The organism is Rothia sp. LK2492 (genome assembly GCF_040946345.1).
Taxonomy (GTDB): Bacteria; Actinomycetota; Actinomycetes; order Actinomycetales; family Micrococcaceae; genus Rothia; species Rothia endophytica.
Window position 1 is genome coordinate 98,327 of the sequence record NZ_JAYWLX010000006.1, and the last position, 14,168, is coordinate 112,494.

A 14,168-nucleotide genomic window follows, 5' to 3' on the forward strand; every position below is an offset into this window, starting at 1 on the left:
TGCAACCGCTGTTAGGGGTCATGATGCTCTGCTTACTCCTTACCTGCATCCAGGGCGCTCTCATTACCGCTCGTGGTTACCAGGAGCGCTGGGACTTCCTGGACGCGGCAAATGGCCAGGGAGTTCGATTCTCCGGTTCCGTTCTCGCATCCTCTCCCAGTGCTTACGGCGGTTCATTGACACAAGTGCGAATTGGGGAGCTTGAATACCGAGGGCAAATTCTTGGCCAGTCTCTAACCCTAAGTATTTTTACCGATAGCCGCTTTGAAGCCGGCAGCGAGGTAACAGGGGTGGGCACCCTCACCGTTGATGGTAGCTACTACCGTGTCAAAGGAGGACTTTACTCCCAAAGCGCTGATGTATCACCGCCTCCCATGTACGGTCACAAGACTATGGTCAGGGAGCGGGTTGTGCAGGAGGTAGGAAGGGACGCTGCCGGGTTGCTTCTCGGTATGGCTTACGGTGATGACTCATCCCTCAGTGCTGAGGCTGTTAACAGGATGCGGGTAGCGGGGCTAACCCACTTGACCGCTGTATCGGGGGCTAATATCTCCTTAGTATTTGTGGTCTCTTACCGTCTTGCGCAAAAAATTCGTATTAGTCGTTACGCACTGGTTCTTATTGGTCTGATTTCCGCCACCCTTTATGTCGGCTTGGTTGGGTTAGACGGTTCAGTACTCAGAGCTTGGGTCATGGGTATTTTGGGCGGCTTAGGTATGGTTCTTGGGCACGGTGCTCACCGCGTGGCAGCCCTGTGCACCTGTCTTTTAGTTCTGCTGGTCCTCTCTCCAGAACTAGCCAGTAACTATGGGTTCGCTCTCTCTGTCATCGCCACTGCCTCTCTACTCTTCCTGGCGCCAGCACTACGAAGGTTAGCCTCAAAATTTTTGCCCGGAATTCTAGCAGACGTCATTGCCATTCCATTCTCCGCAGCGCTCTGGTGCGCCCCGGTCATTCTCTTGCTGTCCGATGCCGTCTACCCCTACACCGTGCTAGCTAATGTACTGGTAGCTCCGATGGTTGCCCCCCTCACCTTCGTGGGGCTCCTTCTCCTAATCGGTGCGACACTGGGCCCTTGGGCTAGCTTCCTCGCGTCCTTTCTCTTCTGGGCTGGTGAGCTACTAGCGGGCAGTGTGCACGCAGTGGCCTCTTGGGTCACCCACCTGCCTGCAAGCTCCGTAGCCCTGCCAGCTAGCCCACAGACAATGGCGGGCATCACTACCCTGGTTGCCCTTTTCTCGGCAGGAATCATAGTCGCAGATAGCAGACTCAACAGACCACCACCAGTTCGCCAGCCAATCCTGTCACAGCAGGGAAGCAGAAAGTGAGCGCTACATCGCCCCAAGACCGTCGCAGGCTCATCATTTCAGTTTGTCTTTTACTCAGTGTTCTTGCACTGAGCCTATTCAACCAGAAGACGAGTTCTGCCAAGGCACCGGACGGTTGGCAGTGGATTACCTGCGATGTCGGTCAAGGGGATGCCCACCTGGTGCGTACTGTGGAAGACCAAGTCTCCCTTATTGATACGGGGGATAGCTACAGCGATTTAGAAGCCTGCCTAGAGTGGGCCCAGGTTGAGAGGCTAGACGCTGTGTTCATAACCCACCAGCACAGTGACCACTATGGCGCCCTGAGCGAGCTGGCGGAAAGTTACCCCATAGCTCACCTTTTTACGTCAGCACACTTTGATCCTGCTCAAGTGCCTCAGGGCATTGAGTTGACACAGTTAGCCAGCTCAGATGAATACATCCCAAAACTTTCCTTAGGCACGGATGCTGAGGTCAGGGTATTGTGGCCGCCAGATAACCTCGATAGGGTACCGGGGGAGAAGGGCAGCAATGCTTTGGTTAATAACACTTCGCTAGTTCTGCACTTTCGTGTTGGTGGGGAGCAACCACTGACAGTTCTAACAACGGGTGACCTTGAAGAGGCAGCCGCCGGTCGTCTCATCCCGAGGCCAGAGAATCTAGAAGCTAGCATCCTGAAAGTAGCGCACCATGGATCTCGAGGAAGCGGCACCCAACTCATCGGTGCAACAAACCCTGCCCTGGCGCTGATTAGCGCAGGGCGGGGTAATGACTACGGCCACCCTCATCAAGTCATCACGGACTACCTCAAGCAACACGGTGTGTCTGTAGTCAGAACTGACCAAAGCGGCAGCATCGCACTGGAACAACGAGATCATGAAATTGTGGTAACCCTGGAGGGACAATAGACGGAGGGACAATAGACGCTCTGCAGAGAATGAAAAAGTCTGCCAGAATAGGAGGGCACCTAAGGAGGCATATGGCACGCACATCACGAGCAAATACCGGCCACGCTAACGGCTGGAGAACAGTAGAACTGGCACCGTTGATTCTGCTCTACGGGTCAGACGACTACTTTGCTCAACGTGCTAAGGAACGACTGCGGGAACTGTATCAGGAGCGTGAAGGTAGTTATGAACTAGCTACCTTGTCCGCTAAGGATTACAGGAGCGGCCAGCTCACCGTCATCACCAGCCCTTCACTTTTTGACGAACCTAAAATCGTTGAGATTGAGAATGTAGCGCAGATGAGCGACGTTTTTCTCATCGATGCTCTCGACTATGCCCAGAACCCCTCCTCAACGACTGTCGTGGTATTGAGCCATAGCGGCGGTAACCGCGGTAAGAAGCTGATTGATACCGTTCGAGCCTCCCGCGCCTTCCACCTGGTCGAATGCAAGCCGCTGAAGACCGAAAAAGATAAGACAGACTTTGTACTCTATGAGTTTAGAACGCTGGGCAAAAAGATTACCGCCGAGGCTGCACAGGCTCTAGCTCAAGCAACTTCTGATACAGCGGAACTAGCTTCAGCCTGCCGGCAACTGCATGCAGATGGCCCCGATACCATTGATATCTCAGTTGTTGACCGTTATTACGGTGGACGTACTGAAGTGAGCGCCTTTAAGGTGAGCGACGCTGCGGTGGCGGGTAATAGCAGAGAGGCTGTTAAGCTGCTGCGCCAGGCTCTAGACACCGGTAGTGACCCTATCCCTATGCTGGGCGCATTAGCTTTACGCATGCGCAATATAGCTAAAGTTCACGGCATTCGGGGGAGCGCTCAGCAGCTAGCCAGTAATCTCAAAATGGCGCCCTGGCAGGTCGAAGTAGCCATGCGGGATTCACGACGTTACTCGGTTGAGGATATCGCGGCTATTATGCAGGTTTTGGCTGACACTGACGCTGCACTCAAGGGGGAGAACCTTGACGCTCTCTATCCCCTGGAAAAAGCAGTGCTTGCTGTTTCCCGGGCCTCCCAGCATCATTAGAAAGAATTATCCTAAACTTAAAGCACGTTGCCCCGCTGACCAGTGAATGGTCCGCGGGGCAACGTGTCACTTCGCTAAATAGACAGCCAGCTAGAGGGGCTGGCAGAGAAAAATTAGGAAAGTTTGTTTACGCGAGCTGCGAGGCCTGACTTCTTGTTTGCAGCGTTCTTCTTGTGAAGAACACCCTTGGAAACAGCCTTGTCAAGCTTGCGGCTTGCAGTGCGCAGAGCATCGGTTGCTGCTGCTGCGTCCTGCGCCTCAACTGCCTTGTTGACGCGGCGTAAGCTGGTCTTGAGGTCGGACTTGATTACTTTGTTACGCAGACGAGCCTTTTCGTTGGTGAGGATACGCTTTTTCTGAGACTTAATGTTAGCCACGGTGTAAAAACTTTCTGTTTTTGTCTAATTGGTCGGTGAGGGCTTCGCTGTTCGATCATCGACTGAGCGGCGTGGGGATGCCTATGGCAATCGAACAGCAGTGCCCGATGACCATCGGACACACAAGGATTAACTCTAACAGGCTTACCCGCATCTTGGGCAGAGATGCGGGCAACATTTAGACCTCCGGTTTAACGCTGACGGTAAGCGTTGGCAACGAGGTCGAAGGTTTCACGGGGTATGATGGCGCCCTCGCGACGGATTTCATCAGAATTTAGGCGGATCACGCGGTCCAGCTTCACCTCCGAAGCGCGACCTTCTTTATCCCAGACTCCGCTACCGATATCTATGTAGTTAGAAGCCTTGTTTACCGCATTGTTGTGGTCTTTGCTGGTCAACATGAGAGCCAAGAGGTAGTCTCCCTCGCGACCAACAATCAGAACCGGGCGATCTTTGCCCTGCTGATAATCCTCTTCAAAGGGAACCCAAGCCCACACAACCTCACCGGGGTCAGCTTTGCCGTCCGGCACAGGTGAGTAATCAAAAGATAGGCTGCCAAAGTAGTCCCCGGGGTATCCTCCGGCTTGCCAGCTCCCAGAAGTGGAGCCAGAGGTAGCACCTGTGTCTGCATAGGGGTTAGACCGTGCATAAGGATTTGCCGGGGGAGCAGTGCGGGGTTGCTGCTGGCGACCAAAATTACCAAAGTTGCCACTTTGCTCTTCTTTGGGTGGGGCGTACCCAGCTGGCTGGTTGGTGGAACGTGACTGCTGCCTAGCTGTTTCACGCGTCTTCTTGTTCTGGTATTTATTCCATTCGCGGTAGACCCTTTGCCCAATATTGAGGGCCTGTTGGATAGTTCTCATATTGATCTTCATACCTATAAGAATAGGTGAATAGCACATACAAATACCTGAAAACTCCCTGAGTTCTTCGTAGATACCTCGGCAGGTGTTGAAAGTGCAAAGTCACCCTGGATGTGGGAAACTTATTAACTAACCTATACCAACTCTCTGCGCGCCGGCGTCCGCCCCAGATGCGTGCAACTGTGTTGCAACCAGCCGTGAAAGGAACCACAGCTTGTCACCTCTGGCAACTAAACCGCCCAAACCTGCGGCCACTAACCCAGAAATTATCCGTAATTTCTGCATTATCGCGCATATTGACCACGGTAAGTCCACGTTAGCTGACCGTATGCTTCAGGCAACGGGGGTTGTGACTCCACGCGAGATGAAGGCCCAGTACCTGGATCGTATGGATATTGAGAGGGAGCGCGGTATTACCATCAAGTCCCAAGCAGTGCGCATGCCCTGGGAGGTAGACGGAGTTAACTATGCCCTCAATATGATTGATACTCCGGGTCACGTGGACTTCACCTATGAAGTCTCGCGTTCTCTGGCAGCCTGCGAAGGTGCTTTGCTATTGGTGGACGCCGCGCAGGGAATTGAAGCTCAGACCCTGGCCAACCTCTACTTGGCCATGGAAAATGATCTCGCTATCATTCCGGTGCTCAATAAGATTGACCTACCGGCCGCTCAGCCAGAAAAGTATGCTGAGGAACTTGCCAACCTCATTGGGGTTGAGCCCGATGAGGTTCTTCGCGTTTCAGGTAAGACGGGTGAAGGCGTTGAGGAGCTTCTCAACCGCATCGTTGAGCTACTCCCTGCCCCTCAGGGAGAGCCGGATTCACCTGCTCGCGCCATGATTTTTGACTCGGTCTACGATTCTTACCGCGGTGTAGTGACCTATGTGCGCGTTGTGGACGGAAAGCTCAGCCCCCGCCAAAAAATTAAGATGATGTCTACCGGTGCTGAACACGAGCTGTTGGAAATTGGCGTTATTTCACCTGAGCCCAAATCAACTGATGGTTTGGCGGTGGGTGAGGTGGGCTACCTCATCACTGGCGTGAAGGACGTCCGCCTATCCCGCGTAGGTGATACTGTCACTTCGGCTCAGAAGTCAGCTACAGAAGAGCTGGGTGGCTATGAGGACCCCAAGCCCATGGTCTTCTCCGGTCTCTTCCCCATTGACGGTTCTGATTACCCTGCTCTTCGTGATGCCCTGGATAAGCTCCAGCTTAACGATGCTGCTCTGGTGTATGAGCCTGAGACCTCAGCGGCCTTGGGCTTTGGTTTCCGCTGTGGGTTCCTGGGTCTGCTCCACCTTGAGATTGTGCGCGAGCGCCTGGAGCGCGAGTTTAATCTGGACCTCATTTCAACGGCTCCTAACGTTATTTATGACGTGGTAGCTGAGGATGGGACCTCGCAGAGGGTGACCAACCCCAGCGAGTTCCCCGAGGGTAAGGTAGCCACCATTAGGGAACCTATGGTTGCCTGCACCATCATCGCTCCTAACGAATTTGTGGGTGCGATTATGGAGCTTTGCCAGTCACGTCGCGGCACCATGGGTGGCATGGACTACCTATCTCAGGATCGTGTTGAGTTGCGGTACCGCCTGCCCCTAGCCGAGATCGTGTTCGACTTCTTTGATCAGCTCAAGTCTAAGACTCGCGGCTATGCCTCACTTGACTGGAAATTTGACGGCGAAGAAGAAGCCGATCTGGTCAAGGTAGATATTCTTCTGCAGGGTGAGAAGGTCGATGCTTTTAGTGCTATCACCCACCGTGATAAGGCCTACTCCTACGGCATGATGATGACCGGTAAGTTGCGTGAGTTGATTCCTCGTCAGCAGTTTGAGGTGCCCATCCAGGCGGCAATTGGTTCTCGTATTATTGCCCGTGAGAATATCCGCGCTATGCGTAAGGACGTGCTTTCTAAGTGTTATGGCGGCGATATTTCGCGTAAGCGTAAGTTGCTGGAGAAGCAGAAGGAAGGCAAGAAGCGCATGAAGATGGTGGGCCGTGTTGAGGTTCCGCAGGAGGCCTTCATCGCTGCGCTGTCTTCCGGTGAAGAGTCGAAGGATAAAGCAAAAAAATAATGCCGGCTCAGCCTTTAGGCGCTCCGGCACCACTGGACGGCAGGATCCCCGCGGGTTCTGCCGTTGGGTGCAAGGAACGCGATTTCAGCCTCTATATCCATGTGCCCTTCTGCTCGGTGCGCTGCGGCTACTGCGATTTCAATACTTATGCCACCGATGATTTTGGTAACGGCGTCGGTCTTGGCTCCTACGCTCAGGACGCTGTGGCAGAGCTTGAGTTCGCGCAGCGTGTCCTGCGGGATTCAGGGGTGCCAGACCGCCCCCTCTATTCGATTTTTTTTGGGGGCGGTACGCCTACCAAGCTTCCGGCAGCAGACCTGGTCACCATTTTGCAGTCAGCCACTGAACTATTTGGGTTGCAGAAGGGTGCAGAGGTCACCACTGAAGCTAATCCTGACTCAGTAACCAGAGATGACCTTTTCGAGCTCAAAGCTGGTGGTTTTACCCGCGTTTCTTTTGGTATGCAGTCTGTTATTCCCTCAGTTCTGGAGGTTCTTGACCGTACCCATACACCGGCCAACGTGCCCAAAGTGGTGCGGTGGGCCAAAGAGGCTGGTCTGCAGGTATCAGTTGACCTCATTTATGGAACTCCCGGGGAGACACTCGAGCAGTGGCGTGAATCAGCCCAAGCTGCGGTGAGCTATCAACCGGATCATATATCTGCCTACTCTCTCATCATTGAAGAGGGCACCAAACTTGCTGCCCAGATTCGGCGTGGAGATTACCAGATGCCTGATAATGATCTCATGGCCGATATGTACCTGGCAGCCGAAGAGATCTTTGGCGCTGGTGGATACCACTGGTACGAAGTATCAAATTATTCGACCACCGAGGCCACCCGCAGTCGTCACAACTATGCCTATTGGCGCAACCAGGACTGGTGGGGCATTGGCCCGGGCGCTCACTCGCATATCAACGGTACTCGTTGGTGGAACCTGAAGCACCCGGTACCCTATGCCCATAAGGTGAGAGAAGGGCTGAGCCCGGCAGCTGCCCGTGAAGTTCTGACTGCTGAAACTCGCCGGTTCGAAGACATCATGCTGCAGATTCGCGTCATTGATGGGCTCCATATCAGCAAACTTGAAGGTGGTCGCTCTCCTCAAGACATTGAGAGCTCCCTGGACTGGCTTCAGGCTCAGGGTTTAATTGAGCCCCAAGCCCGATCAGAGGGTAAGGTGCAACTAACGCTCCAGGGAAGGCTGCTGGGAGACGCGGTAACCCGCGAACTCTTACCAGACCTATAAACTGGTTATGCTCCTAGGCCACTCTTGTGAAAAAGCGATGCCCGGCACCTTGAGTGCCGGGCATCGCTTTAGTTTATTGACTACCGTTACTTTTTACGGTTCTGAATGCGGGTAAAAAGTTGGGTGTTAAAACGGTACTGATAAGGGTTACCTCGAGTTACCTTGATACCGGCAATCAGCGAGGAAACCGCGAGGAAGGTCCAGGTGAGGGCCGCCAAGAGACCAAAGAACCAACCGATACCGGGCACACCGCTGAGAATGATTGATACAGCGATGACGAGGGTGGGCAACAGAGTGAAATCAAGTGCTTCTCTTGATTCTTGTTCGGTAAAGGGGCCACGACCGCGGTAGAGATAGTAAATGACGGCCGAAGGGATGCACCCAATGACGCCTCCAAAGTGAGCGGTGGTTGCAATGTTTCGATCAGCCGCTACTGAAAGATGCGAGGCGGTAGCCGGTGAGCCTTTGTAAGCGTTTGCTGAGGGAGAGGTTGCGGTCTTCAAAAAATTTTCTCTTTGAGTGTGGTGCGAACGGGTGGTGGCAAAAGACAGGGTGGGTCTTGCGCTGTGACCATTCTAGTGAAAATTTAGTGTAGAGAACATATCGATAACGGGCATTTTTGCTGTCCTGGTCACGATGTTTGTCACATAAGGCTAGGGTTCTAAGGTGACAAAGTCGATGAGTTGTTCGACGGGGCCGAGAAGGGCTGGTTCTAAATCCGTATAGGTTTCAACTTTCGAAAGGATGGTCTTCCAGCCAGTGGCAATATCTGCTTGGGTTTCGTGAGGCCACCCGAACCGCCGCAGTATGCCTTTTTTCCACTCTTCTGAGCGCGGAATAGAGGGCCAGGCATCGATACCTACAACACTTGGTTTGACGGCTTGCCAGATATCTACAAAAGGGTGACCAACGACGCTGACATTTCCGCGTGCACCAGGAGCTTGTAGAGCCTGTGCGACGATTCTGCTTTCTTTGCTCCCTTTCACCAGGTGATCAACCAGGATGCCCAGTTTGCGGTGCGGTGCAGGGTCGAAGACCGCTATGGCAGCAGCGAGGTCATCCACGCCGTGTAGGGGTTCTACAACGATTCCTTCCACTCTGAGGTCGTGACCCCATACTTTTTCCACCAGCTCTGCATCGTGCGTGCCTTCCACCCATATGCGGGAGGCACGTGCGGTGCGAGATGGGGCGTTTTCAACGGCGCGGGAGCCTGATCGAGAGATTTGTGGCTTCGTTTGTTGAGATTTACGTGCAGGGACGACGGCGCTGACCGGCTTCCCCTCGTAGAGAAAACCTGGTCCTAGCGGAAATTTTTTGACCTTTCCGTGCCGATCTTCTAGACCGATAACGCGCATGCTGCCGATGGTTTCTAACGAGACGACTACTCCTACCCAGCCACTTTGCACGTCCTCGAGTAGAAGACCAGGTTTGACAGCAATTTTTCTAGGCACTGCGACTCGGTGGTTAGTGAGGTCAGCTGACCCCCAACTGTCTCTGTAATCCACTAGCTGCCTTTCTGCGCGCGCCTGCCCACCTTAGCCATGAGCGTACCGAATTCTGATTCTATCCCAGGGGGTATTAGAGTTAAGCGGTGTTAGCACTCTCAACCTGAGGGTGCTAGATATGAAGCTCGTTTTAGCCCAGGAGGTGCATATGGATCACCCTCGTCGCCTGCAGGTTCTACAGGCAATTGTTGAAGATTATGTGCACCTGCGTGAGCCAGTGGGTTCGAAAGCTCTCATTGAGCGGCACAATCTGGGTGTCTCAAGTGCCACGGTACGCAACGACATGGCGGCACTCGAAGAAGCTGGGCTTATCAAGGCTCCTCATGCGAGTGCGGGGCGGGTCCCGACGGACCAGGGCTATCGGGTTTTTGTAGACCGTGTAGCGCAGGTTCAACCGCTAAGTTCAGCTGAGAAACGAGCTATACGAACACTTCTAGATAGCGCCGAGGACATCGACGAGATGATGGGGCGTAGCGCCCGTCTGCTGTCGCATCTTACACAGCAGGTTGCGCTTGTTCAGTACCCGCGTAAGAAAACGGTGACGGTCCGGCATATTGAGCTGGTACCCCTTTCAAGCGCCATGATTCTGATGGTGCTGATTACCAACACCGGTCAGATCCTTCAACGCAATGTGGCAACTTTGCACACCGAAGAACAACTGTCATTTTGGCGCAGAGTACTGAACCAACAGTGTGAGGGCGAGCCGCTGCATCTGCTGACTGAGCTTCAACCCGCACCTCCTGATGTCCCTGGACTTAGCCCCCTCTGGGCTACCCTCCAAGCAATGGGAAGCCAGGGAGACCCCACCCGTTTACTGGTGTCAGGTACCGCTTACCTAGCTGAGGGAGCCGTAGACTTTAGCCGCAGCATTGCGCCGGTGCTCGACGCTCTAGAAGAACAGGTAGTTCTGCTCAAACTCTTGACCGGCATCGACCGAAACGAACAGGGTTTTGCTGTCAGTATCGGTCAAGAGAACCCGGAAGATTCGCTGTCAGAGGCAGCGGTCATTGCTCGCGGTTATGGCCCCGATGAAGCAGCTGCCTTAGGAGTAGTAGGGCCAACCCGAATGGATTACTCCATGACTATTTCAAAGGTCAACGCTGTGGCGCGTTACCTGTCAAAGATTTTGAGCGAGTCCTAGGGGCAACTGCCTTTAGCGCCTCGTTCGGTATATTTTGTGTGAACCTACTCTAGAAAGAGGAATCAGTGAGCAGTCACTACGAAACTTTGGGTGTGTCCAAAGATGCGTCCGCAGAAGACATTAAGAAGGCTTACCGCAAGAAGGCTCGTCAGTTGCACCCTGACATTAACCCTTCGGAAGAGGCCGCAGAGCAGTTCAAGCGGGTTTCACTAGCTCATGATGTGCTCTCCGACCCTGAAAAGCGTCGTATCTACGACCAGACCGGTAACGAAAATGGTTCTGCCGGGGGCTTTGGCGGTGCGGGTGGTTTCGGTGGTGGCTTTGGTGGCTTCCAGGATATTTTTGATACCTTCTTCAATTCAGGTCCCACCGGTCCGCAGAGCCGCATGCGTCAGGGCCAAGATGCCCTCATCACCGTGAAAATTGAATTGCAGGAGGCCGTCTTCGGCGTTGATAAGCCCATCACTGTTGACACAGCAGTCACCTGTGGGCGCTGTGAGGGTGAAGGCACCGCAGAAGGCACTCACCCTGAGACTTGTTCGACCTGCAACGGTCAGGGTTACATGCAACGCCAGGTTCAATCTATTCTGGGTACTGTCGTCCAGCCGGTTGAGTGCCCGTCCTGTCGTGGTTTTGGCACTGTCATCAAGAATCCCTGTGCTGAGTGCTACGGTGAGGGCCGTGTGCGCGAGCGCAAGCCGCTCACCATCAAAATTCCTGCAGGTGTTACTAACGGTGCCCGCATTCGCTTGGCTGGTCAGGGTGAAGCGGGAACTGCGGGGGGACCTAACGGGGATCTCTACGTTGAGCTGCGAGTAGCATCTCACCCTGTGTTCGTCCGCGACGGTGATGACCTGGTAGCAACACTGGGTGTGCCCATGACTGCTGCCGCTCTGGGAACCACCGTTACGCTGGAGACCTTCGATGGGGTTCAGGAGGTTAACGTACCGGCCGGTACCCAGTCTGGCGATATCATCACTCTCAAAGAACTGGGCGTGACCCGTCTGCGCGGTGGCGGTAGGGGCGATATCCGTGTACAGATTGAGGTGCGCACTCCCACCCGCATGACCGAGGAACAGAAGAACCTTCTGTTGCGGTTCTCTGAGTCCCGCGGTGAAGACCTCAAGGTCAGCGAAACGCTTTCAAATAAGAACTCCGGGGGCTTTTTCTCCCGCCTTAAAAATCATCTGAAGTAATCCCTATGACAAACGCGGTCTACTACATTAGCACCCCCGAATTTGACCTCTTGGAAGAAGGTAGCACCTTTGACCTGACGGGCGATGAAGGGCACCATGCTAAGAATGTGAAGCGGGCTTTGGTTGGCGAGGGCATTGATTTAGCAGATGGTGCAGGACGGCGCGCTACCGGGTCAGTTCTTGGAATCCTAGATGCTGGTGTCAGGGTTGGCATTAACCTGCTCACCCAGCAGTCACAGCAGGTGACCATCTATCTAGTTCAAGCTCTTGCCAAGGGCGATCGTGACATCCAGGCTATAGAAATGGCTACGGAACTGGGTGCTCATGGAGTCGTACCGTGGAGTGCTGACCGATCTATTGTGCGGTGGAAAATGGAGCGCGCCGCTAAAGCTCATGCCAAGTGGCAGAACACCGTGCGGGCTGCTGCAAAGCAGTCCAGGCGAGCTGTCATACCGCAAGTTTTTGAGCAGCACAGTAGCGCTGACCTGGCTGAATTAGCCCGTGAGCTGGGCGATACCGCTCTCTTTCTGGTACTGCATGAGCAGGCTGAGCTCCGACTAACCCAAGAACTTTCAGCCAGTCTAACCGACACCGTTGAAGAGATTTATTTCTTGGTGGGTCCCGAGGGGGGAGTGAGCCCGCGTGAACTCGAACTCTTAAAATCCGCCGGATCCAGGGTCGTCCTCTTGGGTGATGAGGTGCTGCGCAGTTCCACCGCGGGGGCCGCCGCTATCTCAACCCTCAACATCGCACTAGGCCGTTGGTAGTTGTAATATCACTGACCGCAAAACTTCTACCTCCTGGTCCCCGCGCTCGGTAAAGTAGTTTTTACCCACTTTGCTATTGCCAAGGAGCTCTGAAAGACCTGCGAGGTCACCTATGACTACTGCATCCGCTACGCACCGCCCACTAACCGTTGCTCGAACTTTTTCTTTCCGCTCAATTGAAGAGATGGTGGCCGTCCTTGGCCCCCACGATGGCAACATCACCCTAATTGAACATGCTTTCCCGGGGCTCGCCATCCGCCCTAAGGGGTTAGATGTTGTGGTCACCGGCCCTTCTGAAACCGTAGGGACCACCGTGCGGTTGTTAGGTGAGCTGGTTCAGCTTGTTCAAAATGACACCCAGGTTACCCCCGAAGTGGTCACTCGCATTATGGGCATGATGACAGCCACGCTGGCGCATCCAGCTGCGGCCATTAGCCATAACATTTTGAGTTCACGGGGTAAGAACATCCGCCCCAAGACCATCAACCAAAAAAGCTACGTTGATGCCATTGACGCTAATACCGTTATTTTCGGTATTGGCCCGGCTGGTACCGGTAAAACCTACCTCGCTATGGCAAAAGCTGTTCAGGCATTGCAGGCTAAAGAGGTTAACCGCATTATTCTGACTCGCCCCGCGGTAGAGGCTGGGGAGCGGCTAGGCTTCTTACCCGGCTCTCTCCACGAGAAAATCGACCCCTACCTGCGCCCGCTCTACGATGCGCTTCATGACATGATGGACCCGGAGTCTATCCCGCGTCTGATGGAGGCCGGGACCATTGAGGTAGCGCCTCTTGCCTATATGCGTGGCCGCACCCTCAACGATGCCTTCATTGTCTTGGACGAAGCTCAGAATACCACTGTTGAGCAGATGAAGATGTTCCTCACACGCCTGGGTTTTGGCTCCAAGATGGTTATTACTGGTGACGTTACTCAGATTGATCTTCCGGGTGGACATGCGTCGGGTCTTAAACAAATTCGCCAGATTCTTGAGGGAGTCGAAGATATTCATTTTTCTTTGCTGCAGGCTGAGGACGTGGTTCGTCATTCGCTCGTGTCAGATATTGTGAGTGCCTATGATCGCTGGGACGAAACGAAATCTAATATCGATCGCCGCAAAACTCGCAAGGTCAAACGCCAAACCATTGAAGCTGCGGCTGAGAAGCTACTTGAAAAATCGGGTATTGAAGTATCTAAGGACCACTAATGAACATTGAATTTGATATTGAGGATGCCGCCCAGGATGCTTCTGAAACCGTTCGTCAGTCTTTTGCTGAGGTTGATACAAACGTCCTAGAGCGTCTGGTAGCTCATGCTTTCGCTCATCTGAATGTTTCCGCAGAGACTGAGCTTTCCATCAGCGTCGTGGGTGAGTCTGAAATGGAGCGTATTCACCTAGAGTGGATGGATCTGCCCGGGCCAACCGATGTAATGTCCTTTCCAATGGACGAGTTAACTCCAGGTACACCGGACCAGCCGGCAACCGGTGTGCTGGGCGATATCGTGCTCTGCCCACCGGTAGCTTCTGCTCAGGGCAAAGAAGCCGGGCATTCGACTCTCGATGAGCTCTGTTTGCTCACCACCCACGGCATCCTGCATTGCCTGGGCTACGATCACGCCACGAAAGAAGAGGAAGCTGAGATGTTCGGTATCCAGCGGACTATTCTTGAAGACTTTCTAGGTCGCCCTGCTCCCGTTGAAACGAGGCACTAGCCC

At 53.9% G+C, this 14,168-nt stretch carries 14 protein-coding genes; 10 read left to right on the forward strand and 4 right to left on the reverse strand.

Translation table 11 applies throughout. From position 1 onward, the window contains the following. The first annotated feature begins 23 nt into the window (after positions 1-23). The 3 genes from VVR27_RS08380 to holA all read left to right on the forward strand — a co-directional run bounded on the left by VVR27_RS08380 (position 24) and on the right by holA (position 3,291). Positions 24-1,328 carry a ComEC/Rec2 family competence protein gene (locus VVR27_RS08380; RefSeq protein WP_368547934.1) on the forward strand — a complete coding sequence of 435 codons (1,305 nt, stop codon included), beginning with the start codon at positions 24-26 and terminating at the stop codon, positions 1,326-1,328. After that, positions 1,325-2,215: an MBL fold metallo-hydrolase gene (locus tag VVR27_RS08385; protein WP_346873066.1), complete on the forward strand. Its 891-nt coding sequence runs from the start codon at positions 1,325-1,327 to the stop codon at positions 2,213-2,215. The genes VVR27_RS08380 and VVR27_RS08385 overlap by 4 nt, the downstream gene beginning before the upstream one ends. Before the next feature lie 71 nt (positions 2,216-2,286). Continuing rightward, a complete protein-coding gene (holA, locus tag VVR27_RS08390; RefSeq protein ID WP_368547935.1) occupies positions 2,287-3,291 on the forward strand; it encodes a DNA polymerase III subunit delta in 1,005 nt (334 codons plus the stop codon). 113 nt (positions 3,292-3,404) lie between these two features. Here the strand turns inward: holA and rpsT are convergent, their stop codons facing one another. Together rpsT and VVR27_RS08400 are read right to left on the reverse strand one after the other, a co-directional pair. Then, positions 3,405-3,668, reverse strand: coding sequence for a 30S ribosomal protein S20 (gene rpsT / locus VVR27_RS08395; protein ID WP_368547936.1), 264 nt, complete (start codon positions 3,666-3,668; stop codon positions 3,405-3,407). Between the two features lie 191 nt (positions 3,669-3,859). Next, positions 3,860-4,531 (reverse strand): type II toxin-antitoxin system PemK/MazF family toxin, encoded by a 672-nt coding sequence (locus VVR27_RS08400; RefSeq protein WP_368547937.1) that lies wholly within the window; start codon positions 4,529-4,531, stop codon positions 3,860-3,862. Positions 4,532-4,745: 214 nt separating this feature from the next. On the opposite strand from VVR27_RS08400, the gene lepA reads away from it, so the two are divergent. Continuing rightward, positions 4,746-6,602 carry a translation elongation factor 4 gene (gene lepA, locus VVR27_RS08405; RefSeq protein ID WP_346873062.1) on the forward strand — a complete coding sequence of 619 codons (1,857 nt, stop codon included), beginning with the start codon at positions 4,746-4,748 and terminating at the stop codon, positions 6,600-6,602. Continuing rightward, entirely contained in the window at positions 6,602-7,846 is a 1,245-nt protein-coding gene (gene hemW, locus VVR27_RS08410; RefSeq protein WP_368547938.1) for a radical SAM family heme chaperone HemW, read from the forward strand. The genes lepA and hemW overlap by 1 nt, the downstream gene beginning before the upstream one ends. An 86-nt stretch (positions 7,847-7,932) precedes the next feature. Here the strand turns inward: hemW and VVR27_RS08415 are convergent, their stop codons facing one another. Both VVR27_RS08415 and VVR27_RS08420 read right to left on the reverse strand, forming a co-directional pair. Next, positions 7,933-8,349, reverse strand: coding sequence for a DUF4870 domain-containing protein (locus VVR27_RS08415; protein ID WP_346873060.1), 417 nt, complete (start codon positions 8,347-8,349; stop codon positions 7,933-7,935). Positions 8,350-8,499: 150 nt separating this feature from the next. Then, a complete protein-coding gene (locus VVR27_RS08420; protein WP_409349947.1) occupies positions 8,500-9,297 on the reverse strand; it encodes a DUF3097 family protein in 798 nt (265 codons plus the stop codon). 202 nt (positions 9,298-9,499) lie between these two features. On the opposite strand from VVR27_RS08420, the gene hrcA reads away from it, so the two are divergent. From hrcA to ybeY, 5 genes are all read left to right on the forward strand, one after another. After that, a complete protein-coding gene (gene hrcA / locus VVR27_RS08425; protein WP_346873058.1) occupies positions 9,500-10,492 on the forward strand; it encodes a heat-inducible transcriptional repressor HrcA in 993 nt (330 codons plus the stop codon). A 65-nt stretch (positions 10,493-10,557) separates the two neighbouring features. Further along, the gene (dnaJ, locus tag VVR27_RS08430; protein ID WP_368547940.1) at positions 10,558-11,688 is read left to right on the forward strand and encodes a molecular chaperone DnaJ; all 1,131 of its coding nucleotides are present in this window, start codon (positions 10,558-10,560) and stop codon (positions 11,686-11,688) included. Between the two features lie 5 nt (positions 11,689-11,693). Next, complete coding sequence (locus VVR27_RS08435) at positions 11,694-12,455, forward strand: 16S rRNA (uracil(1498)-N(3))-methyltransferase (protein WP_346873056.1); 762 nt, start codon at positions 11,694-11,696, stop codon at positions 12,453-12,455. A 112-nt stretch (positions 12,456-12,567) separates the two neighbouring features. Further along, a complete protein-coding gene (locus VVR27_RS08440) occupies positions 12,568-13,659 on the forward strand; it encodes a PhoH family protein (protein WP_368547941.1) in 1,092 nt (363 codons plus the stop codon). Beyond that, on the forward strand, positions 13,659-14,165 hold the full coding sequence (gene ybeY, locus VVR27_RS08445) for an rRNA maturation RNase YbeY (protein ID WP_346873054.1): 507 nt from the start codon (positions 13,659-13,661) through the stop codon (positions 14,163-14,165). Before VVR27_RS08440 ends, ybeY begins: the two co-directional genes overlap by 1 nt. Positions 14,166-14,168 lie beyond the last annotated feature (3 nt).

What these genes read in the sequence shown, in the direction of transcription:
- VVR27_RS08380 (WP_368547934.1), top strand. Translation starts at nt 24, where the DNA reads ATGCTCTGCTTACTCCTTACCTGCATCCAGGGCGCTCTCATTACCGCT.
- holA (WP_368547935.1), top strand. Translation starts at nt 2,287, where the DNA reads ATGGCACGCACATCACGAGCAAATACCGGCCACGCTAACGGCTGGAGA.
- VVR27_RS08400 (WP_368547937.1), bottom strand. Translation starts at nt 4,531, where the DNA reads ATGAGAACTATCCAACAGGCCCTCAATATTGGGCAAAGGGTCTACCGC.
- hemW (WP_368547938.1), top strand. Translation starts at nt 6,602, where the DNA reads ATGCCGGCTCAGCCTTTAGGCGCTCCGGCACCACTGGACGGCAGGATC.
- hrcA (WP_346873058.1), top strand. Translation starts at nt 9,500, where the DNA reads ATGGATCACCCTCGTCGCCTGCAGGTTCTACAGGCAATTGTTGAAGAT.
- VVR27_RS08435 (WP_346873056.1), top strand. Translation starts at nt 11,694, where the DNA reads ATGACAAACGCGGTCTACTACATTAGCACCCCCGAATTTGACCTCTTG.
- VVR27_RS08440 (WP_368547941.1), top strand. Translation starts at nt 12,568, where the DNA reads ATGACTACTGCATCCGCTACGCACCGCCCACTAACCGTTGCTCGAACT.
- ybeY (WP_346873054.1), top strand. Translation starts at nt 13,659, where the DNA reads ATGAACATTGAATTTGATATTGAGGATGCCGCCCAGGATGCTTCTGAA.